22 protein-coding genes are annotated in these 21,498 nt (G+C 53.3%); 13 read left to right on the top strand and 9 right to left on the bottom strand.

Annotated features, from left to right (window positions below):
• Window positions 1-12 precede the first annotated feature (12 nt).
• Window positions 13-996 (bottom strand): sulfate ABC transporter substrate-binding protein, encoded by a 984-nt coding sequence (locus ACWWD9_RS03770; protein WP_013442880.1) that lies wholly within the window; start codon window positions 994-996, stop codon window positions 13-15.
• A 310-nt stretch (window positions 997-1,306) separates the two neighbouring features.
• On the opposite strand from ACWWD9_RS03770, the gene epsC reads away from it, so the two are divergent.
• The 3 genes from epsC to ACWWD9_RS03785 are packed head-to-tail and all read left to right on the top strand — an operon-like array spanning window position 1,307 to window position 5,136.
• Window positions 1,307-2,311: a serine O-acetyltransferase EpsC gene (epsC, locus tag ACWWD9_RS03775; protein ID WP_455867773.1), complete on the top strand. Its 1,005-nt coding sequence runs from the start codon at window positions 1,307-1,309 to the stop codon at window positions 2,309-2,311.
• Window positions 2,312-2,360: 49 nt separating this feature from the next.
• Window positions 2,361-3,278: a family 2A encapsulin nanocompartment shell protein gene (locus ACWWD9_RS03780; protein ID WP_013442878.1), complete on the top strand. Its 918-nt coding sequence runs from the start codon at window positions 2,361-2,363 to the stop codon at window positions 3,276-3,278.
• Entirely contained in the window at window positions 3,265-5,136 is a 1,872-nt protein-coding gene (locus tag ACWWD9_RS03785) for a family 2A encapsulin nanocompartment cargo protein cysteine desulfurase (RefSeq protein ID WP_455867774.1), read from the top strand. The genes ACWWD9_RS03780 and ACWWD9_RS03785 overlap by 14 nt, the downstream gene beginning before the upstream one ends.
• A 114-nt stretch (window positions 5,137-5,250) precedes the next feature.
• Here the strand turns inward: ACWWD9_RS03785 and ACWWD9_RS03790 are convergent, their stop codons facing one another.
• The 6 genes from ACWWD9_RS03790 to ACWWD9_RS03815 form a co-directional block, all read right to left on the bottom strand.
• Entirely contained in the window at window positions 5,251-5,466 is a 216-nt protein-coding gene (locus ACWWD9_RS03790) for a TOBE domain-containing protein (protein WP_013442876.1), read from the bottom strand.
• Window positions 5,467-5,521: 55 nt separating this feature from the next.
• Window positions 5,522-5,863 carry a DUF2325 domain-containing protein gene (locus ACWWD9_RS03795; RefSeq protein WP_013442875.1) on the bottom strand — a complete coding sequence of 114 codons (342 nt, stop codon included), beginning with the start codon at window positions 5,861-5,863 and terminating at the stop codon, window positions 5,522-5,524.
• Window positions 5,864-5,931: 68 nt separating this feature from the next.
• Window positions 5,932-6,942, bottom strand: coding sequence for a sulfate ABC transporter substrate-binding protein (locus tag ACWWD9_RS03800; RefSeq protein WP_013442874.1), 1,011 nt, complete (start codon window positions 6,940-6,942; stop codon window positions 5,932-5,934).
• 30 nt (window positions 6,943-6,972) lie between these two features.
• Window positions 6,973-8,406: an OprO/OprP family phosphate-selective porin gene (locus ACWWD9_RS03805; protein ID WP_455867775.1), complete on the bottom strand. Its 1,434-nt coding sequence runs from the start codon at window positions 8,404-8,406 to the stop codon at window positions 6,973-6,975.
• A 60-nt stretch (window positions 8,407-8,466) separates the two neighbouring features.
• A complete protein-coding gene (locus tag ACWWD9_RS03810) occupies window positions 8,467-8,667 on the bottom strand; it encodes a YezD family protein (protein WP_013442872.1) in 201 nt (66 codons plus the stop codon).
• A 172-nt stretch (window positions 8,668-8,839) separates the two neighbouring features.
• On the bottom strand, window positions 8,840-9,391 hold the full coding sequence (locus ACWWD9_RS03815; RefSeq protein ID WP_455867776.1) for a cob(I)yrinic acid a,c-diamide adenosyltransferase: 552 nt from the start codon (window positions 9,389-9,391) through the stop codon (window positions 8,840-8,842).
• 113 nt (window positions 9,392-9,504) lie between these two features.
• Here ACWWD9_RS03815 and murI point away from each other — a divergent pair, with 113 nt between their 5' ends.
• A complete protein-coding gene (gene murI, locus ACWWD9_RS03820) occupies window positions 9,505-10,326 on the top strand; it encodes a glutamate racemase (RefSeq protein ID WP_455867777.1) in 822 nt (273 codons plus the stop codon).
• A gap of 18 nt (window positions 10,327-10,344) precedes the next feature.
• Here murI and ACWWD9_RS03825 read toward each other — a convergent pair whose 3' ends face one another.
• Both ACWWD9_RS03825 and ACWWD9_RS03830 read right to left on the bottom strand, forming a co-directional pair.
• The gene (locus ACWWD9_RS03825; RefSeq protein WP_013442869.1) at window positions 10,345-10,539 is read right to left on the bottom strand and encodes a zinc-finger domain-containing protein; all 195 of its coding nucleotides are present in this window, start codon (window positions 10,537-10,539) and stop codon (window positions 10,345-10,347) included.
• Between the two features lie 18 nt (window positions 10,540-10,557).
• Entirely contained in the window at window positions 10,558-11,478 is a 921-nt protein-coding gene (locus ACWWD9_RS03830; protein WP_013442868.1) for a branched-chain amino acid transaminase, read from the bottom strand.
• Between the two features lie 249 nt (window positions 11,479-11,727).
• Between ACWWD9_RS03830 and ACWWD9_RS03835 the strand changes: the two genes are divergently transcribed.
• The 9 genes from ACWWD9_RS03835 to bfr all read left to right on the top strand — a co-directional run bounded on the left by ACWWD9_RS03835 (window position 11,728) and on the right by bfr (window position 21,494).
• The gene (locus tag ACWWD9_RS03835) at window positions 11,728-12,417 is read left to right on the top strand and encodes an OmpW/AlkL family protein (RefSeq protein ID WP_159355199.1); all 690 of its coding nucleotides are present in this window, start codon (window positions 11,728-11,730) and stop codon (window positions 12,415-12,417) included.
• A 234-nt stretch (window positions 12,418-12,651) separates the two neighbouring features.
• Entirely contained in the window at window positions 12,652-14,115 is a 1,464-nt protein-coding gene (gene ccoN, locus ACWWD9_RS03840) for a cytochrome-c oxidase, cbb3-type subunit I (protein ID WP_013442866.1), read from the top strand.
• 27 nt (window positions 14,116-14,142) lie between these two features.
• Window positions 14,143-14,877 (top strand): cytochrome-c oxidase, cbb3-type subunit II, encoded by a 735-nt coding sequence (ccoO, locus tag ACWWD9_RS03845; RefSeq protein WP_013442865.1) that lies wholly within the window; start codon window positions 14,143-14,145, stop codon window positions 14,875-14,877.
• 21 nt (window positions 14,878-14,898) lie between these two features.
• Window positions 14,899-15,060: a cbb3-type cytochrome c oxidase subunit 3 gene (locus ACWWD9_RS03850; protein WP_015830719.1), complete on the top strand. Its 162-nt coding sequence runs from the start codon at window positions 14,899-14,901 to the stop codon at window positions 15,058-15,060.
• A gap of 18 nt (window positions 15,061-15,078) precedes the next feature.
• On the top strand, window positions 15,079-16,017 hold the full coding sequence (gene ccoP, locus ACWWD9_RS03855; RefSeq protein ID WP_013442863.1) for a cytochrome-c oxidase, cbb3-type subunit III: 939 nt from the start codon (window positions 15,079-15,081) through the stop codon (window positions 16,015-16,017).
• A gap of 113 nt (window positions 16,018-16,130) precedes the next feature.
• Window positions 16,131-17,555, top strand: a complete 1,425-nt coding sequence (gene ccoG / locus ACWWD9_RS03860; RefSeq protein WP_455867778.1) for a cytochrome c oxidase accessory protein CcoG — start codon at window positions 16,131-16,133, stop codon at window positions 17,553-17,555.
• A gap of 8 nt (window positions 17,556-17,563) precedes the next feature.
• Window positions 17,564-18,364: a FixH family protein gene (locus ACWWD9_RS03865; protein ID WP_244948194.1), complete on the top strand. Its 801-nt coding sequence runs from the start codon at window positions 17,564-17,566 to the stop codon at window positions 18,362-18,364.
• Between the two features lie 9 nt (window positions 18,365-18,373).
• Entirely contained in the window at window positions 18,374-20,782 is a 2,409-nt protein-coding gene (locus ACWWD9_RS03870; protein ID WP_455867779.1) for a heavy metal translocating P-type ATPase, read from the top strand.
• A 226-nt stretch (window positions 20,783-21,008) separates the two neighbouring features.
• On the top strand, window positions 21,009-21,494 hold the full coding sequence (gene bfr / locus ACWWD9_RS03875; RefSeq protein ID WP_013442859.1) for a bacterioferritin: 486 nt from the start codon (window positions 21,009-21,011) through the stop codon (window positions 21,492-21,494).
• The last annotated feature ends 4 nt before the right edge of the window (window positions 21,495-21,498 follow it).

Consider the following 21,498-nt stretch of genomic DNA (forward strand, 5'->3'; position numbering starts at 1 on the left):
AGTGATGCTCCTTCATTTTGCGTAAATTTGGTCAAAGATGCCGCCATCTGCAAAATGCGTTTTCTGTGCTTTGGCCCAGCCGCCAAATACGTCTTCTACCGTAAAGAGGTCTATCGCCTTGAAGTCGGCCTTATGCTTGGCAGCCACGCTCTCCAGCTTGGGGCGCAGGTAGTGGCGCGCTGCGATTTCCTGACCCTCTTCTGAATAGAGGTAATTCAGGTATGCCTCAGAAACTGCACGGGTATTGCGCTTGTTGACGACTTTGTCGACGACGCTTACCGGATTTTCAGCGAGGATGCTGGATGACGGATACACCACATCAAATTGATCATTACCCAACTCCTTCTTGATCAGGAACACTTCATTTTCAAAGGTCAGCAAGACATCACCAATGCCACGTTGCACAAAGGTCGTGGTGGCGCCACGGCCGCCGGTGTCCAGCACTGGCACGTTACGGAACAGTTTGCCGACAAAGTCCTTGGCTTTGGTTTCGTCTGCGCCATTACGCACGGCGTATCCCCAGGCGGCAAGGTAGCTGTAACGACCATTGCCTGAGGTTTTGGGGTTGGGCACCACCACGGCAATGCCAGGTTTCACCAGGTCATTCCAGTCCTGAATTTTCTTGGGGTTACCCTTGCGCACCAGAAATACCGTGGTGGAGGCCGTTGGGGAGCTGTTATAAGGCAGGCGTTTTTGCCAGTCCTTGGGGATCAGCTTGCCGCGCTCGTACAGAATATCAATGTCATTGCTCTGGTTCATGGTGATGACGTCCGCATCCAGGCCATCGGCCACGGCGCGCGCCTGCTTGCTGGAGCCACCATGAGATTGGTTGATGGTTACCGTCTCACCGGTTTTTTGCTTCCAGTAGCTGGCAAATGCCGGGTTGAAATCCTTATAGAATTCGCGCGTCACATCATAAGAGACATTGAGCAGTGTAGTGTCAGCCCAGGCAGATTGGGAAAACAGCAGGGCGATGAGGGCGATGCGCTTGAACATGCGGACTCCGTGAATGTTGTATTTGGAATGGACGCCATCATAATCAGTCATTGTAATAATGTAAAAGAATATAAAAATATATTTATATTCATAAAATTTATTATAAGCCGTTCAATTTGTCATGAAACAATGCATTTTTTAGCGTAGCTTTACTTCTATAAACCTTGCGGTTTTTTAAATAACTAAATAGAATTAGCTTATAACTGATTGTTATAGCCAGTTGCTGACCGGACAACCGGAAGCCAGTGCGCCTCATGCCGAGGCCGCTGGCTTTTTTGCTTTTTAGGGCCGCCAATTTGGGAATAACGAGATGACCGATGCAGTGGATTTGACAGTTGCCCCAGCGGGTGCTGATTGGGATATTGCCAGTATTGTGGACGCACTTCGCACGGTGCGGCTGAATGCGCTGGAGCATCGCAAGCGCAGGCAAAACCCGCCAAAACTGCCTTCGCGCAAAGCGCTGGAGGCTATTGTCGATGGCCTGGCCGCCGCCTTGTTCCCCAACCGTCTCGGCTTGCCCGATTTGAAAGAAGACGGTCTCGATTATTTTGTCGGCCACACCCTGGATGTCGCATTAAAGGACCTGCACACGCAAATTCGGCTGGAGCTGGCATTTGCGTCTACTCTTGAGTCTGACAAGACGGATGAGGAAGCGCCTTCAGCGCGTGCCATCGTCAGTCAGTTTGCTGCCGCGCTTCCCGGCATTCGCCAAGCCCTGGATACCGATATTCTTGCCGCGTATGAGGGCGATCCCGCAGCGCGCAGTGTCGATGAGGTGCTCGTATGCTATCCCGGCATCACCGCCATCACTCACCATCGTCTTGCCCATCAGCTCTACAAACTGGGTGTACCACTCGTCGCGCGCATGATTGCCGAGATTGCCCATTCACGTACTGGCATTGACATTCATCCTGGCGCCACGATTGGCGACAGTTTCTTCGTGGATCATGGCACCGGAGTGGTAATCGGTGAGACCACCATCATTGGCAATCACGTACGGCTTTATCAGGCTGTTACTTTGGGCGCAAAGCGCTTTCCTGCGGATGAAAGTGGTGTGCTTACCAAAGGCAATGCACGCCATCCAATTGTGGAAGATGACGTCGTCGTTTATGCCGGCGCGACGATACTGGGCCGCATCACCATCGGACGCGGTTCCTCCATCGGTGGCAATGTCTGGCTGACCCACAGCGTGCCACCAGGCAGCAATATCACCCAGGCGCAAATGCGCAGCGGTGTGCTGCCTCTGCCAGAAGGCCAGATGGCCGCCAATGCCATTCCAGGCGCCAATCCCTCTGGGCCTGCCCAATACGGCTAGGCCTGTTATACCCCTTGAAACACTAAACCACACTAGACAGGAGATTTAAATGGCAGATATTCATGAAGGACAAACCGCACTTGGAGATGTAGCGGCCCGTACGCTAGCCAATGCAACCAAAACGGTGCCCATGCTCAGCACGATTACACCGCGCTGGCTGGTGCATTTGCTGCAATGGGTGCCTGTAGAAGCTGGTATCTATCGCGTTAACAAGGCCAAGAATCCGAATGCGATTGAAGTGGATTGTTCCAACAAGGATGAGCGCGAGTTGCCCGCCACCTTTGTTGACTACGAAGAATGGGGCCGTGAGTATGTGCTGAACGCCGTGAATACCGTGGTCGATGTACACACCCGCGTATCCGATCTGTACAGCAGCCCGCACAACCAGATTCGCGAACAGTTGCGCCTGACCATTGAAACAGTCAAAGAGCGTCAGGAAAGCGAACTGATCAACAATGCCGAGTATGGCTTGTTGAACAATGTGGCTGACTCGCAAAAGGTGAAGTCCCGTACTGGCGCTCCAACACCAGATGACCTCGACGAGCTGATCAGCAAGGTATGGAAAGAGCCAGCCTTCTTCCTGGCCCATCCACAAGCAATTGCGGCTTTTGGTCGTGAGTGCACACGTCGTGGCGTGCCTCCACCTACCGTGGCGATGTTTGGCTCGCAGTTCCTGACATGGCGTGGTATTCCGCTGATTCCTTGCGACAAGCTGAAGGTCACCAAGGGCAAAACCAATATTCTGCTGTTGCGCACCGGTGAAAGCCGTCAGGGCGTGGTGGGTCTCTATCAGCCTAATCTGCCGGGTCAGCAAAGCATGGGCCTGTCGGTGCGCTTCATGGGGATCAACCACAAGGCGATTGCTTCCTACCTCGTGTCCCTGTATTGCTCGGTTGCTGTTCTGACCGATGATGCGATTGCCGTGCTGGAGAATGTCAGCGTGGACAACTACTATGACTACAAGTAACTTCAACGATCTTTCGGCCTTTGAGCCGGAAGCCATTCTGGCAGCGTTGCCGGGGGAGCATCCCCGCATGGCGGCGGGCCTGGCAGTTGGCCGGGCCGCATCAGAGTCTGGGCATCTGGATGTGAGCGAACTGGCACGTATTGCCAATGAGCTTTACGCCGAGGGTTTTCCCGCAGGAGCGCCCTTTGGCAGTACGCCAGATGTGTACACCACCACTGCTTTGCCCGATAGCTCAGGCCAGGCAGCTGGGATTCGTACCGGCTCACCAGGCCCTGCTGCTCCAGTGACTTCGCATCCACATGCCTCTTCGGTCGGACTCGAAAGCATTCAGTTAACGTATCCATCCTTGCTGCCGCCGCAGCTGGATATCGCCAGTGCAGCGGCGACAGCGAGTGCTGGGCAATATCAACCTGCACTGGGCGTGCCATTTGGCGGTGATCTGGAGATCAGTCGTTTGCTGGGCAGCGTTGAGATTCCCTATGCGAGCGATCTGCAGGGCTTGCTGTCACCGTCGAGCACGCCTGCATCAGCGGCGAGCGCGCAGCCTGCGGTCAGTCCGTATTACTTTTTGCAGGGTGCATCGGTCAATTCGCTGAATCCCGGCGTGCAGCAGGGCGGCGCTTTTGCACCTTCGGCGCATCCTCCCTTTGATGCGAATCTGGTTCGCAAGGATTTTCCGATTCTGCGTGAGCAGGTGAATGGCCGTCCACTCATCTGGCTGGACAACGCGGCGACCACGCAAAAGCCACAAGTCGTTATCGACCGCCTGGCGTATTTTTACCAGCATGAAAACTCCAATATTCACCGGGCCGCGCATGCGTTGGCTGCGCGCGCTACCGATGCGTATGAGGAGGCGCGCGAAACAGTGCGTCGCTTCATCAACGCACCTTCGGTCAATAATGTGGTGTTTGTGCGCGGGACGACCGAAGCGATTAATCTGGTGGCCAAAACCTGGGGCAAGAAACACCTGCGCGAGGGAGATGAGATCCTGATTTCGCATCTGGAGCACCATGCCAATATCGTGCCCTGGCAGCAGTTATGTCAGGAAACCGGTGCCAGGCTGCGTGTGGCCCCCGTGGATGATAGTGGCCAGGTATTGCTTGATGAATACCAGAAGTTGCTGACTTCACGTACCAAGCTGGTGTCATTTACCCAGGTTTCCAATGCACTGGGTACCGTTACGCCCGCGCGTGAAATGATTCAGATGGCGCATGCCGCTGGCGCAAAAGTCCTGCTGGATGGTGCGCAGTCTGTGTCGCACATGCGTAGCGATGTGACGGCCCTCGATTGTGACTTTTTTGTGTTCTCTGGTCACAAGGTGTTTGGCCCGACGGGCATTGGTGCGCTCTATGGCAAGGCGGATGTACTGGCCGAGATGCCCGCATGGCAAGGTGGCGGCAATATGATTCAGGATGTCACCTTTGAAAAAACCGTGTATCACGAAGCGCCCGCCAAGTTTGAAGCTGGCACGGGCAATATCGCCGATGCGGTGGGCATGGGGGCGGCGCTGCAATATGTAGAGCGTCTGGGTATCGACAACATTGCACGGTATGAGCATGACTTGCTGGTGTATGCCACGGCCGCCATGTGCAAGGTGCCGGGCTTGCGCCTGATTGGTACCGCCCGTGAAAAGGCCAGCGTGTTGTCCTTCAGTTTGCCTGGGTATAAGAGTGAGGAAGTCGGTGCCGCCTTGAACGAAGAGGGCATTGCCGTGCGCTCCGGGCATCATTGCGCTCAGCCTATCCTGCGTCGCTTCGGTGTGGAAACGACGGTGCGACCATCGCTGGCGTTTTACAACACCGCACAGGAAGTCGATGTGATGGTGGATGTATTGCAAAAGCTGGCGCGTACCCGCTAAGCAAGCCTCCCCAGCTGTGCTACTCAAGTAGCAAAACAAATCAAGCAGCAAAACAAAAAGCCGGTGGCGTATTGCCATCGGCTTTTTTTATTTGCTTAATTTAAACGCTGAGATTTATATCTTGGCGATGGAAACTTCGGTGGCTTTGATCAGCGCCAGCACTTCCGTTCCCACTTGCAGATTCAACTCGGTAACTGAACGGGTGGTAATCACCGACGTGACAATGCCGCCAGCCGTTTCTATATCCACTTCGGATAATACTGGTCCAGTGAGAATCTCAACAATGCGTCCCCGTAGCTGGTTGCGCACATTAATGGCTTTGATGGTCATGGGAGCCTCCTTTGCTGCAGTAAAAGACAGTTCTGGGGTATTGCGCTGGGGGTGATCAGGCTGCGATGGCCCAGTGATGTTTGCCGGATGGACATTCGCCCTCCGACAGGTTGTCCAGATTTAGCTTTTCCAATCTGGCCTGCAGAGCAGCGGGACCATTCGGCGTGTAGACAATCCGCACGCCGCGTTTGGCTGCCGTCTGCTTGATTTTGTGGGTAAAGGTGTGGCTGATCCAGTTGGTGACCAGCACAATGAGTTCTGTGTTGTGTGGGATGGTTTTCTTGCCATCGCCGACTTTGCGCCCAGACCAATGGTCGATGCGGGTAATGCCGTGCTGGGCTAGTACTTGTTTAATGCCGTCTATCTGGTCGCCGCCTACTATCAATGCTGTACTCATGGTGAGAGTCTCCTGTTGAAAGGGGCCACCGAATTTTGTCCGGAAGGCCCCTGATGTTGGAAGTGTGTTTACTTCAGGTAAATCTGGTCAAACGTACCGCCGTCAGAAAAGTGCGTTTTCTGCGCTTTTTGCCAACCACCGAATTCACTATCCACCGTTACCAGATTCAGTTTGGGGAAGTTCTTTTCGTACTTCTTGGCTACGGATTCCAGGGTAGGACGGTAGTAGTTCTTGGCCGCAATTTCCTGACCTTCTTCGGTATACAGGTATTGCAGGTAAGCTTCAGCTACTGCACGGGTACCACGCTTGTTGACTACCTTGTCGACCACTGTGACAGGTGGTTCAGCCAGGATGGACAGCGAAGGCACCACGATTTCGAACTTGTCCGGACCGAGTTCCTTTTGTGCCAGGAAGGCTTCGTTTTCCCAGGCCAGCAGGACATCGCCGATGCCTCGTTCAACAAAGGTGGTGGTGGCACCACGTGCACCGGAATCCAGTACCGGCACGTTCTTCAGGATTTTGCCAATGAACTCGCGGGTCTTGGTTTCGTCGTTGTTAAACTTGCGCTGACCATAGGCCCATGCTGCCAGGTAGTTCCAGCGTGCGCCGCCAGAAGTCTTGGGGTTGGGGGTCACGACCGAGATGCCAGGGCGTGCAATGTCATCCCAATCCTTGATGTTTTTCGGATTACCCTTGCGCACCAGGAATACGATGGTGGAGGTGTAAGGCGAGCTGTTGTGTGGCAGGCGTTTTTGCCAATCCTTGGGGATTAGCTTGCCTTTCTCGTACAGCGCATCAATGTCATACGCCAGTGCCAGGGTAGCAACGTCAGCTTCCAGGCCGTCGATGATGGCACGACCTTGTTTGCCAGAGCCGCCATGGGAGGCCTTGATGGTGACGTTGTCACCGGTCTTGGCTTTCCAGTATTTGGCGAATGCGGCGTTGAAGTCCTGATACAGTTCGCGGGTTGGGTCGTAGGACACATTCAGCAGGCTGACATCGGCCGCCGATGCCGCCAGCGGTGCCGCCAGGGCAAGCGCTACTGCAGCGCTACGCAAATGTTGAATAATCGTTTTCATTGATATTTTCCTGTCTCTCAAGTTGTCTGGTTAAAACTGGAACTGCAAACGGCTAAACAGAATGCGCTCGTCTTCACGGTCGCGGATGTTGGCAAAGGTACCAGCACCGCCGTCAAACTTGGTCTGCTCATAGTTGGTTGCCAGACGTACCCACTGGTTGAGGTACCAGTTCACACCAATACCCCAGGTTTTTGCTTCCTTGGCGCTGGTGGTTGGGTTGGCAAAACGGGCAGCCACGCCAGATGCGGCTGTACCGAATGCGCTGCTGTCGATGCTGTTTTCCTGGTAGCGGGCCACCAGCTCCCATGCGCCCCAGCCATCCTTGCCGGTTTCAAATGGGTTCTTCGGCTTGACGCTCTTGAAGGAAGCATCTTCGCCGGTCAGTACCCACGAGGCTGCGATCTGCCAGGCATCATTCTTCAGGGTGTCATGCACAGTATCTGCGGCATTGCGAACTTCCTGGGAAGTGCGGGCGTATTCGGCAATCACACCGAATGGGCCGTAGTAGTAGTAAGCCTGTGGCGAAACACGTACGCGACTACCATCACCCACGGTACCGGTGTTGTAGGTAAAGAAGTTGAGCTGCTGGGATGGAGCCTTGTAGCTGGGCAATGCGCCTGTGGCAGAGTTTGTGTAGGTGCCGGCAATACCGAAGCCCAGACCTTCCAGCACACTATCGCTACCCTTGAATGGGGTAGTGAAAATGCGGGCGGTATAGTCTTTGTCATTGTCAGTGTCGATGCGTGTGTTTTCTTCGCCACCATCCACGGTGCCATTGAAAACGCCTACTGCGTAGCTCACTTTGCTATCCAGTACATCGCCATAAATCGAGGCGCCCAGGCCGCGGTTAGGCAGGAAGTTGTTGCTGACATAACTGCGCTCGATGAACTTGATGTCGCCGCCGCCTTGCAAGCGCTCCAAGCCTACGAACGGCTTGAATTTACCAGCGCGGATTTTGAATGCTGGGTCGAAACGGGCATCGACATAGGCATCAATCACGCGCGAGTTATTGCTGGATGGAGTTGTGGCATTGTTATTCAATGTTTCACCAAACTCAGGGGTAAAGCGGAAATCATATTTGCCAAACAAGGTGCCCTGGAATGTGGGGCGGATACGGCGAGCGGTAAAGCCGTCATCGGCATTTGCGGTATGGTCAGGCTTGTCAAAATGACGGTAATCCAGCTGAATCAAGCCCTTCAGGCTGTATTCAAACTGACCATCGGCAGACTTGATACCGAAGCCATTAGGGCCAGCATTCACTACCGGCGTTTCTTTCTTTTTAGCGGTTGCTTCTTCTGCAGCGATTTCATTTTTACGCTCCAGGACTTTGATCTTTTGATCAAGGTCCAGAATAGTTTGACGCAATGCTTCGATTTCTGGATCGGCAGCGAATGCACTGTGCGTGGCCAGTAAAAGCCCGCTAGCGAGCAGTGCGGAAGTGATCTTGTTGATTTTGAATTGCATGATGAGCCCCTGTAAATTTATTGCTTCCGGCGGTCCGGTCAGGTCATCGATATTTTTAAACTAGATTGCGGCCGCTGCGGTTGCAGTAGGCTTGGACTTTTGCTGTTCATTGCCGAAGCGGACTTTTTCGCGACGCTCGATTTGAGTGACGCGACCATCGTGTACCGTGATCTCTACAGCGCCAAAGCGCAATTGCTCCACGGCACGCAGGATTTCCTGTACGACCTCGGAAGAGAGTGAGGTATTGAACGGTTGGGACATGGCACGTTGCTCCAGCAATATGAATCGAATGCTGCGCACTTTACCAAGCTAATTTAATAATAAAAAATAATTTGTTTTTATAATTTTATAATTTAAAAGAATATTAAACTCAAAATAAAAGCCCAACAGATCTGTTGGGCTTGGCTCTCAATTTTAGTGCTTGATAGGGTATTTATTGGCGGCTGTCGTTCTGCCATAAAACATCAGCGACACCTTGCACCTTGTTGAGGTAGCGGCAGAGTACGAAAAGCAAGTCTGACAGCCGATTCAAATAGCTGCGCGCGACGGGTGTCACTTGTTCGGTGCGAGAAAGCTCCACCACCTCGCGTTCTGCCCGGCGGCAGACCGTGCGCGCCAGATGGCAATACGCGGCAGCGCGCGATCCCCCGGGAAGAATGAATTCCTTGAGTGGACTCAGATGTTCATTAAGCGCGTCCAGTGTGTGCTCCAGATCATCTACACGCTCAGCCTTGACCATGCTGTGGCCAGGGATGCAGAGTTCGCCGCCCAGATCGAACAGGTCATGCTGGATGCGCGTCAGGTGCGAGGCGGTGTCCGCGGGTAGTGACTCTGTCAGCAAGATGCCTATGATGGCATTCAGCTCGTCTACCGTGCCCATGGCATTTACCCGAAGGCTGTCTTTGGCAATGCGTGAGCCATCGCCCAAGCCTGTATCGCCTTCATCGCCGGTACGTGTGTAGATTTTACTAAGTCGATTGCCCATGATGATCTCCTGAAGAAGGCTGAATTGTAGTACGCGGCTGAATGACTGTGTCACGCCTTTGCAAGTTCAGCTACACTGGCGCGATTCATTATTTTTTCACGACTTATTTTACTGTGGTCGCTACCTTATCTTCCGCCGGCCAGGATTCCCCGGTTGGTGTCTTTGATTCCGGCGTTGGCGGTTTGTCGGTGCTTGCCCATATTCGCCAGGCGCTACCGCAGGAGTCGCTGATCTATGCTGCCGACTCCATGCATGCGCCTTATGGCAGCAAATCGCAGGCATTTATTATTGATCGTGCCATCCAGTTGTCGGACTTTCTCATTTCGCGTGGCGCCAAGGCCTTGGTGGTGGCATGCAATACGGCCACGGCTGCGGCCATCAGCGAGCTAAGAAGCCGTTATGCGATCCCGATTATTGGCATGGAGCCCGCGGTTAAGCCAGCTGCTGCTGCCACACGCTCGGGCGTGATCGGCGTGCTTGCGACCAGTGGTACGTTGCAGAGCGCGCAGTTTGCTGCCTTGCTTGAGAGCTACGGCCGTCAGGTGCGGGTGGAAACGCAGGCGTGTGTTGGCCTGGTAGAGTGTATTGAGCGTGGGGAATTGCAAACGGCTGCTACACGGCAATTACTGGAAAAGTATATCCAGCCTTTGCTTGAGGCTGGTGCAGATACCCTGGTGCTTGGGTGTACTCATTATCCTTTTGTGCGACCGTTGATTGAGGAGCTTGCCGGGCCGGAGGTGGCCATTATCGATACCGGAGCGGCAGTCGCGCGGCAGTTGAAGTACCGTCTGCAAGAAGCAGACCTGCTCAAAGATGACTCTTACAAGATGCCTGGCGTAACGGAGTTCTGGAGTAACGCAGATGGGTTATCAGCGCAGTCAGTGACCAGTCTGTTGTGGGGCACACCCTTTGAAGTGATGCCCTTGCCAGCTTAAGTACTGGCCAACATTGTTTTAGTGATGGTGGGCGACAGCTTCGCCCGCTTTCAGCCTGTACTTGGTGCCGCAATAGGGGCACATGGCTTGACCGCTAGCGGTGATGTCAAGAAATACGCGGGGATGGGAACACCATAACGAAACTTCCTTGGTCGGGCAGTGCAGCGGCAGGTCGCTGGCTGTGACTTCAATCTCTTTTGCTTCGTATGCCATGATGTTCCCTTTGTTGCTTTAAACGATGGTGAGCCAGTCCATGTGCTTGGCTGATTTTCCGGTAACCACATCAAAATACATCTTCTGCAGTTGCTCGGTAACCGGGCCGCGTTTGCCCAAGCCAATGGCGCGATTATCCAGCTCGCGAATCGGCGTGACTTCAGCGGCGGTGCCAGTGAAGAACGCTTCGTCAGCGGAGTAGACTTCGTCGCGGGTAATGCGCTTCTCAATTACGGTGTAACCAAGCTCGGCAGCCAGTTGCACGATGGTGTCACGCGTAATGCCTTCCAGCGCACTGGTCAGATCTGGCGTGTAAATCTTGCCATTACGTACGATGAAAATGTTCTCGCCGGAACCTTCGGCAACAAAACCATCCACGTCCAGCAACAGGGCTTCGTCATAGCCGTCAGCGGCGGCTTCCTGATGCGCCAGGATGGAGTTCATGTAGTTGCCATTTGCCTTGGCTTTACACATGGTGATGTTCACATGGTGACGCGAAAAGGACGAGGTCTTGACGCGAATGCCACGCTCAAGGGCTTCTTCACCCATGTAGGCGCCCCATTTCCATGCGGCAACGATCAGGTGTGTAGACAGTGTCTTGGCCGAAATGCCCATGGCTTCAGCACCGTAAAATGCCATCGGGCGCATGTAGGCTGACTCAAGATTATTTTCGCGCACAGCGGCTTTTTGCGCTTCCACAACAGTCGCTTTGTCGAAAGGCATTTTCATGCCCAGAATATGCGCGGAACGAAACAGGCGATCCGTATGTTCTTTCAGGCGGAAAATGGCCGTGCCTTTATCGGTTTTGTATGCGCGCACGCCTTCAAAAACCCCCATCCCATAATGCAATGTGTGGGTTAAAACATGCGTGGTTGCCTCACGCCATGGCACCATTTTGCCGTCATACCAAATTAGACCATCACGGTCAGCCATCGACATCTTCAGTTCTCCATCAATACTAAAGCTATTAAAAGCATCATTGTAATCGCAAGCCCTTGTATTTGAATAGCGGAAATCGGCGCTATGTAGCGGTGTAGCCAAAGATTGACTGATCGGGAATGTGGTGTCTGCCGCTCGAACAGCTAAAGCCGAGCATTATGGTCAAGTATAAACCACTTTTAAAATATGGTTAATACGTGTAAAGTTTAATCCATGTTCTTTTTATGGTCATTTCAAGAGGGGATTATCATGCATAAAAAAATTCTGGTTTCTTTGCTGGCTTTACTGACACCCGTGGCTGCGATGGCCGAGGCGGGTGACTGGGTTGTACGCGCCCGTGCGGTGAATGTCAGCCCAAACGAAGATAGCAAGCTGGGCCGTACTGTAAACGGTATCGGCTTGGGCAATATCATGAGCCCAGGCGCCAAGCTTGAGGTTGATAGCAATACGATTCCTGAACTGGACATCTCTTACTACTTCACCAAGCATATTGCTGCCGAACTGATCCTAGCACTGGGTACACGCCACGATGTGAGTGTTCATGGGGATTCTGCTGGCGTAATTGGCAACCAGAAGCTGGGCTCGGTTAACTTGTTGCCGCCAACTTTGACCGTGCAATGGCACTTCCGGCCTGATCAGACATTTGATCCTTATGTCGGTGCTGGCTTGAATTACACCGCCATGCTGGATCGCAATCTGCAGTTTTCTTCGGGTGCTACCGACGGCACCAAGATCAAGATTGATCGCGATAGCGTAGGGGCAGCGTTGCAGGCGGGCTTTGATATCAACCTGGAAGGTGGCTGGCTGATCAATGCCGATGTCAAATACCTCTGGATTGATACGGATGTGAAAATGCGGAACGGCAATCAGTGGACCAAAATTGACAGTCTCGACATCAACCCATGGGTGGTCGGCATTGGCTTCGGCAAGAAGTTCTAATATAAAAAAACTTCACGCATGACATCAGCGGGGCGGGTGTTGCCTTTAAGTGACGCCCGTCACGATTTGCAAAAGCCTGACGCAAGGGGCCCTATGGGCAAATCTGCACAAGTCTGGAATATGAATGTGTGAAAACTCATGTAGTAAAAAGGGTTTTTATGTTGTTCTGTAAAGCTGTTACAGAATATAATCGCAACTCTTTACTTTAGCGGTTTTTGATCGGGAGACGTAGTAATGGCAACGGCGAGCGTCGCAACTTCTGGCGTCAATGTGAGTGCAGTGAGCGAACAATATAACTACGATGTTATTCGCAAATTCACCATCATGACGTTGGTATGGGGTGCGATAGGTATGTTTGTCGGGGTGTATATCGCCTCGGAACTGGCTTATCCCTTCCTCAATTTTGATATTCCTTACATTACCTTTGGTCGCTTGCGTCCTGTACACACAGGTGCTGTGATTTTCGGCTTTGGCGGTAGCGCGCTGTTTGCTACGTCTTACTATGTGGTTCAGCGTACCTGTCAGGCGCGCCTGTTCAGCGATGGCATGGCGAGCTTTACGTTCTGGGGCTGGCAAGCGATTATCGTCTGTGCTGCACTGGGTAACGTTCTGGGCTATAGCCAGGGCCGTGAATATGCGGAAATGGAATGGCCGATCGACTTGATGATTGAAGTTGTCTGGGTAACCTACCTGATCATCTTCGTTGGCACCCTGATGAAGCGCAAGCAACCTCATATCTACGTTGCCAACTGGTTCTACCTCGCCTTCATCCTGGCAACTGCCTTGCTGCATACCTTTAACAACCTGGCCGTGCCTATCAGCCTGTTCTCCATGAAGTCCTACAGCCTGTTCTCTGGCGCGCAGGATGCCATGACGCAGTGGTGGTACGGTCACAATGCCGTGGGCTTCTTCCTGACGGCTGCTTTCCTTGGCATGATGTACTACTTCGTGCCCAAGCAGGCCGGTCGCCCTGTTTACTCATACCGTCTGTCAGTGCTGCACTTCTGGGCAATCATCTTCCTGTACATGTGGGCCGGTGCGCACCACTTGCACTGGACGGCGATTCCTGACTGGACATCCACGCTGGCTGCCACGTTCTCCATCATGCTGTTGCTGCCATCCTGGGGCGGTATGATCAACGGTATCCTGACGCTGTCCGGTGCCTGGGACAAGCTGCGTACTGACCCTGTGATGCGATTCCTGATTGTGGCGCTGTCGTTCTACGGCATGTCCACCTTCGAAGGTCCGATGATGTCCCTGAAGGATGTAAACGCCCTGTCGCACTACACTGACTGGACCATTGGTCACGTGCACTCCGGTGCTCTGGGCTGGGTAGCCATGATTTCTTTCGGTTCGCTGTACCACCTGGCACCACGCCTGTGGAACACGCCTATGTATAGCCAAAAGCTGATCAACGTTCACTTCTGGCTGGCGACCATCGGTATTCTTCTGTACATCGTTGCCATGTGGATTTCCGGCATCATGCAAGGTCTGATGTGGCGTGCGTTTGATGATTTCGGCAACCTCCAGTATTCCTTCGTGGAATCTGTTGCGGCAGCCCATCCTTTCTATGTCATGCGTGCATTGGGTGGTGCGTTCTTCCTGAGCGGTATGTTGTTGATGTGCTACAACATGTACAAAACCATCCGCAAAGGCAGTACCGAGCAGCAGGTTGAGATCAGCCCAGTGGCTGCTTAATACGGAATAGAGGGTATTGGAGTCAAAATGAAACACGATAATATTGAGCGCAACCTAGGCATCCTGCTGGTACTGACTATGCTGGCTATCAGTGCTGGCGGCCTGGTTGAGATTGTTCCCCTGTTTTTTATCAAGGAAACGGTTGAGAAGGTAGAGGGTGTTCGTCCTTATAGTCCTCTTGAACTGCGTGGCCGCGATATCTATGTGCGTGAAGGCTGCTATTTGTGCCACTCGCAAATGATTCGCCCATTCCGCGATGAAGCGCTGCGTTATGGCCATTATTCGCTGGCTGCAGAGTCCAAGTACGATCACCCGTTCCAATGGGGTTCCAAGCGTACGGGTCCAGATCTGGCCCGCGTTGGCGGCAAGTATTCGAATGACTGGCAAACCCAGCACTTGAATGCGCCTCGCTCGCTGGTGCCACAGTCGGTGATGCCTAACTATCCATGGCTGCTGAAGACCGATCTCGATTACTCCGATATCGAGTTGCGCATGAAAGCCTTGCGTACGACTGGCGTGCCTTACTCTCTCACCCAGGCCGAATACGACCGTAATGTGAAGGAGTTTGGTGAAGACGTTGCCAAGAGCCTGCATATTCCTGATGCTGAAAAGAATCTGGTAGCGCAGGCCCAGCTGGGTAACTACGACACGGATCCTGGCAAGTTGAGTGAAATGGATGCCCTGGTGTCTTACCTTCAGGTGCTGGGTACCATGGTCGACTTCAAGAAATACGACGACGATTACTTCGTTAAATTCCGTTAATAGACTGCAAGAGGCTTCATGATGGAATGGTTGATGTGGTTTACCAAGTTTGAGAATACCAAGCCGGTTTCATTGGTTATTTTCTTTGTCCTGTTCTGCGGGGTCATGGTCTACCTTTACGGTAGCCGTTCCCGCGGCGAGAAGCTGGAAAACTTCAAGAACATTCCTCTGCAAGACGATTAGATTTAATTAGGACGAATCATGAGTCAGGACAAAATCAAGACACCGACCACCACAGGACACGTGTGGGACGACGATCTTCAGGAGCTTACCAATCCATTGCCTAACTGGTGGGTATGGGGTTTCTACATTACGTTTGTATTCACCATTGTGTATTGGCTGTTTTACCCAGCCTGGCCGATTGGTCATACCTACACCAAGGGTATCCCTGGCTGGAACAGCATTACCTACACGGCTACAACAGTGGATGGCAAGGAAGTAGAGAAAACCACGCACTGGAACATGCGCTCCAAGTTCATGCATGAAATGAATGAACAGCAAGCCGAGCAAAAGAAATGGTTCGACAAGGTAGCGGGTGCTTCTTATGAAGACGTATCCAAGGATGCTGACCTGATGCAGTTCGTTAACTCGGCCGGTAAGACCCTGTTTTCGGACAACTGCGCACCATGTCACCAATCTGGTGGTCAGGGTAAAGTCGGATTCTCGCCTAACCTGACCGATGACCACTGGCAATATGGTGGTACCTATGACCAGATTCACACCACGATTGTGGGTGGTCGCCGCGGTTATATGCCTCCTTTCAAGGAAGTCTTGAATGATCAGCAGATCACCCAGTTGGCTAACTATGTATTGAGCCTGTCTGGCGAACCGCATGATGAAACGGCTGCCGCTGCTGGTGCCAATATTTTCAAGGGCGACTCGGCTGCTTGTTACTACTGCCATGGAGCTGATGCCAAGGGTCGTATCGAGCTGGGTTCTGCCAACCTGACCGACAAGATCTGGTTATGGGCCGATGTGCCTGCAGCCAAGGATGCAGCGGCCAAGCTGGATGCCGTTAAGCATGTGATTTCCGGTGGTCTGGACCGTGGTGTAATGCCTAACTGGGATCACCGCCTGAAGCCTGAGCAGATCAAACTGTTGACCGTGTACGTGCACGATAGTCTGGGTGGCGGTAAGTAATACGTTTTACTCCAAGTACCATCTGAACGATGCAACTTAATCAAAGGCTCACGCCCTAATGTGGGCCTTTGTCGTTTTTTAGCGGTAATTCTCAAAGCGAGTCAGAAACAGCCATGGAAGCAAGCAAAGCTAGTCAATCTGCCCTTTACGCCAAGCACATTCCCATTTTCACGCGCTCGGTAAAAGGCAAATACCGCAACTTCAAGACCGCGGTCATGATCGTGGCGTATAGCGTTTATTTCATGCTGCCGTGGATGCCCTGGGAGCGCGCCAGTTCTCCCAGTCAGGCCTTGCTGTTTGACCTGAGCACCCGCCGGTTTTTTATTTTTGACCTGATCGTTTACCCGCAGGATATCTTCTGGCTGGCGATGTTATTGTTCATCGCGGCTGCCTTGCTGTTTTTTGCCACTGGCCTGATAGGCCGTGCCTGGTGCGGTTACTTCTGTTTTCAGACCTTGTGGACTGATCTTTTCATCATGGTTGAAAAGGCCATTCAGGGTGAGCGTCCGGCACGCTTGCGTTTATACAAGCAGCCCTGGAATGCAGAAAAAATCCTCAAGATAGGCTCATCGCATTTCCTGATGCTGCTGATTTCCTTCTGGACGGCATTCACCTTTGCCGCTTACTTCAATTACGCTCCGGATTTTCTGGTCAACCTGTTTACGGGGCATGCCGCAGACGCCGCCTATATCACGGTCGCAGCCTTAACAGTGACGACCTATGTGGCTGCTGGCCTGTTACGTGAAAATATCTGTACGCTGGCTTGCCCGTATGCGCGCTTCCAGGGCGTGATGTATGAGCCCGATACCCTTGCTGTCAGTTACGACGCCAAACGTGGCGAAGGCTTGGCAGGGCGTACGCTGCCGATTGCGGGCTTGAAAACCCGCGAAGAGCGCCAGGCCAAAGGCCATGGCGATTGCATTGATTGTGGCTTCTGCGTGCAGGTGTGCCCCACAGGCATTGATATCCGTAATGGCTTGCAATACCAGTGTATTTCCTGCGGCCTGTGTATTGATGCCTGCAACAACATCATGGATTCCGTTGGCTATCCGAGAGGTCTGATTCGTTATGACTCCGAGAAAAACCTGGCAGATGCAACGCCACATGCTCCGCGTCTGGAGTGGAAACGCCTGAAAGTGCTGGGCTATGCCGTTGCGATCGTGGTGATGACGGGAACGCTTTTTTACAATATCGGCACCCGTACCAATGTCGAAGTGTCTGTACAACAGGTACGGCAACCCATGTTCATCATGTTGTCGGATGGCAGTTTCCGTAACCGCTATCAGATTCATATCGTCAACAAGACCGAGCACGACGAGACATACAAGATCAGTGTCAGCGGAATACCGGCAGATGCGCTGGATATGGGGAATATTCCCCAAGTGCATGTGCGTGCGGGCAAGGATTTGACGGTGAACGCCAAGGTCAATCTTGAGCATGAGCTGGCCGAGCGGACCAAGACATTTAACTTTGTCGTTCAGCCGCAGACGGCCGGTGCTGAAACCATCACTCTTCCTACCAACTTCAACAGTAAGTGAGTTAATCCGTGAATTTGTTTGTCTTGCCGCAGGTGTCCATGACGGAAACCCTGTTTGGCGGGTTGCTACTGGCGGCCCTGTTGTTTTTTGTCAGTCGACGCCTGGGCTTGCCCAATTTCTGGGCGGGCATTCTGAGTGGTGCTTTGCCATTTTTGCTGTATCTGGCCTATAGCCAGCAGCACTGGACTGGCGGAGATGTACTGGCAATCCACTTTGCGGTTTATCTGGCGAATGCGGGGCTACTGATGGTGTTCGGTGGCATGCAGCAGAAAAAGCAGAAGCTGCACTGGGCGCCGCGACTCATCATCGGGTTTTTTATTGGCCTGGTGGTGCTGAATGCCGTGTTGTTATCCATTTCCAGCCGTGGCTTGCCGGATAGCATCAGCAACCTGTTCTTGCCGCACCCGGCCAATGAAACGGTGCATACCGCCTTTCCTGGCCTCATTCCGCATGATCGCAACAAACTTTACGAGCCGCATCTCGCCAGACTTGAGCAGCAGCGTCATCTCGGCTGGAAGATTGGCATTGAGGGCTGGGATACCATGAGAAGCAAGACTCCCTCGACCATTACTCTCAAGCTTGATGATGCCCAAGGCGCTGGCATTGCCGGTGCGGAAGTGACGATGGGCTTGTGGCGGATGGCCAATAGCCGTGATGATCAGAAGTTTACCCTGTCCGAAGTGAGCCCCGGCGTTTATCAGACCACGATGACATTGAATGACTCTGGCCGATGGATACTGGATCTCTATATCCAGCATGGTGAAGATACCTACATCAAGCAGCAAACCCTTTACATCGATGGCGATTAAGCTGCGCGTATGACGGACGTGGTGGATTGCTATCATTGCGGCTTGCCCGTGATGACGGGCGAGCGTTATGCGCTTGATATATTGGGCGCGCGCCGTCGCCTCTGTTGTCACGGTTGCCAGGCGGTGGCGAGTTCGATTGTCGATAATGGACTGGAAGATTATTACCGTTATCGCACCGAACTTCCCAAAACTGCCGAAGAACTGGTTCCCGATGAGCTGCGCAAGCTCGCCCTGTATGATCATCCCGATGTGCAGAAAAGCTTTGTCCATGAGGCAGGCTCTTTAAAAGAAGCGGCTCTCATCATCGAGGGCATTACCTGCGCGGCCTGTATCTGGCTGAATGAGCGCCATCTGCAGCAATTGCCCGGTGTGCAAAGTGTCTCTTTCAACTACGCATCGCAGCGCGCCCGCATCAGCTGGGATGACAGCAAGATTCATCTGAGCGAAATCCTCTCCGAAATCCGCAAGCTGGGCTATCACGCACATCCTTTCAGTGCCCAGCAGCAGGACGAAGTCCGTCAGCAGCAGAGAAAACGGGATTTTCGCCGTTTGGCGGTTGCGGGTCTGTCTGCCGGGCAGGTCATGATGATCGCCGTGGCCTTGTATGCCGGACCTGCACAGGGGCTGGAGCCTGCTACTGCCCAGATTCTGCGGTGGTTCAGTCTGCTGATGAGCGTGCCGGCCATGACCTATGCCGCGTGGCCATTCTATCGCGCTGCCTGGCGCAGTATTGCCAATCGCAGCCCAGGCATGGATGTGCCGATTGTACTGGGGCTGTTGACCGGGTTTGCTGGCAGCATATGGGCCACTTTGCAGGGGCATGGCGTTGTGTATTACGACACCCTGACCATGCTGATTTTCTTTCTGTTATCCACGCGCTATCTGGAACGCAATGCGCGGCTGAAATCCATAGAGGCGGCAGAAAATCTGCTCAGGCTGGCGCCTGCCATGGCGACGCGTTTGCGCGGGCAGGAGCAGGAAATCGTGCCGGTGGTGGAACTGAAAACCGGAGACCATATACTGGCGCGTCCGGGAGAGTCGGTGGCAGCCGATGGCGTGGTGATTGAAGGTGAAAGCAGTGCGGACGAATCTTTGCTGAGTGGTGAAAGCAAGCCGGTTCACAAAACGATGGGTCATACCGTTTACGCGGGTAGCATCAATTATGAGAGCCCGCTCGTCATTGAAGTGACTGGTGTGGGCGAAAACACCATGCTGGCAGGTATTTCCCGCTTGCTGGATCGTGCCCAGGCTGAAAAACCTAGGCTAGCGCATGTAGCCGATCGTGTTGCCGCCTACTTTACAACGGCGCTGCTGCTGGCGGTTATTCTGATTGCCTGGATCTGGTGGCGTATCGACCCTGAGCGTACGCTGGATATCGTGCTGGCGGTGTTGGTGGTGAGCTGCCCTTGCGCGCTTTCACTGGCGGCCCCCGCGGCATTTGCCGCCGCTGGCTCGCATCTGGTGAGTCGCGGGGTTTTGTTCACGCGTGGACATGCGCTGGAAACCCTGGCCCGCGCCACGCATTTTGTCTTCGACAAAACAGGCACGCTGACCATGGGCAAGCCCGTGCTGGTGCATACTCAGTGCTATGCCGATATGGACTCGCAAACTTGCCTGCGCATCGCCGCCAGTCTGGAGAAAAGTTCTGAGCACCCCTTGGCGCGCAGTTTTATTGAGGCGATTCAGGCGCAACCCTTATTCACGGTGACTGACAATGCCAATATTCCCGGGCAGGGTGTGGTGGGTGAGATTGAGGGAGAGCGTTACAGCTTGGGTAATGTGCGCCTTAATCCTGCCGCGGCAGGCATACAACTGCCACTGGATGAATATCCCGCAGGGGCTTCGGTTGTCTGGCTGAGTGGCAGTCGTCAATTGCTGGCCGCCTTTGTACTGGCGGATCAGCCACGTCCTGAGGCGGATCTGCTGATACAGCGCCTGCTCAATCAACGCCTGCGGGTGTCGATATTCAGCGGGGATGCCAAGGCCTCGGTGGATTATTTTGCCGATGAAATGGGCGTGACAGACCGGCGCGCTGAAATGTCGCCGCAAATGAAATTGCAAGCTCTGCAGGCATTGCAGGAGCAAGGCGAGGTGGTGGTCATGGTGGGCGATGGCATTAACGATGCGCCTGTGCTGGCCGGAGCGCAGGTTTCGATCGCCATGGGCAGCGGTACCCAAATGGCCAGAGCCAGCGGAGATATTGTGCTGCTGACAGAACACATGCCGGAAATTGAGCATGCCTTGCAAACCAGTCGGTTCGGCATACAGATCATTCGCCAGAATTTTGCCTGGGCTCTGGCCTACAACCTGGTCGCGTTGCCCTTTGCGGCCAGTGGGTTGCTATCGCCATGGATGGCTGCGATTGGCATGTCCATCAGCTCGCTCATCGTGGTGATCAATGCCTTACGCCTGCGGTAGCTTTGTTAAGGATATGCTTGTTTTATCAGGCGCTTGTCCGGAATTCATCAGGACCCCATCCCTTGCCTGATCTTAGCAGGAATGATTGCTATTGGTGTTATTGTTACAAAATCCATTTATAAACAATAGGATAGTGAATTTTTCCGAGTGCTTTTTTAAGCTTTTTACGTTATCATCCACCCCAATGTCATGCTTTGCATGATGCAAATTTGGAATGGAGGCTGGTATGAAAGGTGATAAAAAAATAGTCGGGATACTGAATGACTTGCTCGCGGGCGAGTTGACTGCGGTCGATCAGTATCTGATTCACGGCGAGATGTATGCGGATTTTGGTTTGCAGCAACTGGCGGATAAAAGCTTGCATGAATCCGAGCATGAGCGCTCCCATGCGCGCGCCATCATTCAGCGCATCCTCTTTCTCGAAGGCAAGCCCAATCTCGAAAAGCGTGACCCGCTGAACATCGGCAAGTCTATTCCCGACATGCTCAAATCCGATCTGGCTCTTGAATACCATGTGGTGGGCTCGCTGAAAAAGGCGATGGCAGAGTGCGAAAAAGCACAGGATTATGTCACGCGCGACATGCTGCTGACCCAACTCGACGATACCGAAATGGACCATGCGTACTGGCTTGAACAGCAATTGCGCCTGATCAATCTGGTCGGTCTGGAAAACTACCTGCAAAGCCAGATGAAGTCATCTGGTGCGGTTTGAGCGT

It is taken from the genome of Methylovorus sp. SPW-M1, from assembly GCF_053848825.1.

What these genes read in the sequence shown, in the direction of transcription:
- ACWWD9_RS03770 (WP_013442880.1), bottom strand. Translation starts at nt 996, where the DNA reads ATGTTCAAGCGCATCGCCCTCATCGCCCTGCTGTTTTCCCAATCTGCC.
- epsC (WP_455867773.1), top strand. Translation starts at nt 1,307, where the DNA reads ATGACCGATGCAGTGGATTTGACAGTTGCCCCAGCGGGTGCTGATTGG.
- ACWWD9_RS03780 (WP_013442878.1), top strand. Translation starts at nt 2,361, where the DNA reads ATGGCAGATATTCATGAAGGACAAACCGCACTTGGAGATGTAGCGGCC.
- ACWWD9_RS03785 (WP_455867774.1), top strand. Translation starts at nt 3,265, where the DNA reads ATGACTACAAGTAACTTCAACGATCTTTCGGCCTTTGAGCCGGAAGCC.
- ACWWD9_RS03790 (WP_013442876.1), bottom strand. Translation starts at nt 5,466, where the DNA reads ATGACCATCAAAGCCATTAATGTGCGCAACCAGCTACGGGGACGCATT.
- ACWWD9_RS03795 (WP_013442875.1), bottom strand. Translation starts at nt 5,863, where the DNA reads ATGAGTACAGCATTGATAGTAGGCGGCGACCAGATAGACGGCATTAAA.
- ACWWD9_RS03800 (WP_013442874.1), bottom strand. Translation starts at nt 6,942, where the DNA reads ATGAAAACGATTATTCAACATTTGCGTAGCGCTGCAGTAGCGCTTGCC.
- ACWWD9_RS03805 (WP_455867775.1), bottom strand. Translation starts at nt 8,406, where the DNA reads ATGCAATTCAAAATCAACAAGATCACTTCCGCACTGCTCGCTAGCGGG.
- ACWWD9_RS03810 (WP_013442872.1), bottom strand. Translation starts at nt 8,667, where the DNA reads ATGTCCCAACCGTTCAATACCTCACTCTCTTCCGAGGTCGTACAGGAA.
- ACWWD9_RS03815 (WP_455867776.1), bottom strand. Translation starts at nt 9,391, where the DNA reads ATGGGCAATCGACTTAGTAAAATCTACACACGTACCGGCGATGAAGGC.
- ACWWD9_RS03825 (WP_013442869.1), bottom strand. Translation starts at nt 10,539, where the DNA reads ATGGCATACGAAGCAAAAGAGATTGAAGTCACAGCCAGCGACCTGCCG.
- ACWWD9_RS03830 (WP_013442868.1), bottom strand. Translation starts at nt 11,478, where the DNA reads ATGTCGATGGCTGACCGTGATGGTCTAATTTGGTATGACGGCAAAATG.
- ACWWD9_RS03835 (WP_159355199.1), top strand. Translation starts at nt 11,728, where the DNA reads ATGCATAAAAAAATTCTGGTTTCTTTGCTGGCTTTACTGACACCCGTG.
- ccoN (WP_013442866.1), top strand. Translation starts at nt 12,652, where the DNA reads ATGGCAACGGCGAGCGTCGCAACTTCTGGCGTCAATGTGAGTGCAGTG.
- ccoO (WP_013442865.1), top strand. Translation starts at nt 14,143, where the DNA reads ATGAAACACGATAATATTGAGCGCAACCTAGGCATCCTGCTGGTACTG.
- ACWWD9_RS03850 (WP_015830719.1), top strand. Translation starts at nt 14,899, where the DNA reads ATGGAATGGTTGATGTGGTTTACCAAGTTTGAGAATACCAAGCCGGTT.
- ccoP (WP_013442863.1), top strand. Translation starts at nt 15,079, where the DNA reads ATGAGTCAGGACAAAATCAAGACACCGACCACCACAGGACACGTGTGG.
- ccoG (WP_455867778.1), top strand. Translation starts at nt 16,131, where the DNA reads ATGGAAGCAAGCAAAGCTAGTCAATCTGCCCTTTACGCCAAGCACATT.
- ACWWD9_RS03870 (WP_455867779.1), top strand. Translation starts at nt 18,374, where the DNA reads ATGACGGACGTGGTGGATTGCTATCATTGCGGCTTGCCCGTGATGACG.
- bfr (WP_013442859.1), top strand. Translation starts at nt 21,009, where the DNA reads ATGAAAGGTGATAAAAAAATAGTCGGGATACTGAATGACTTGCTCGCG.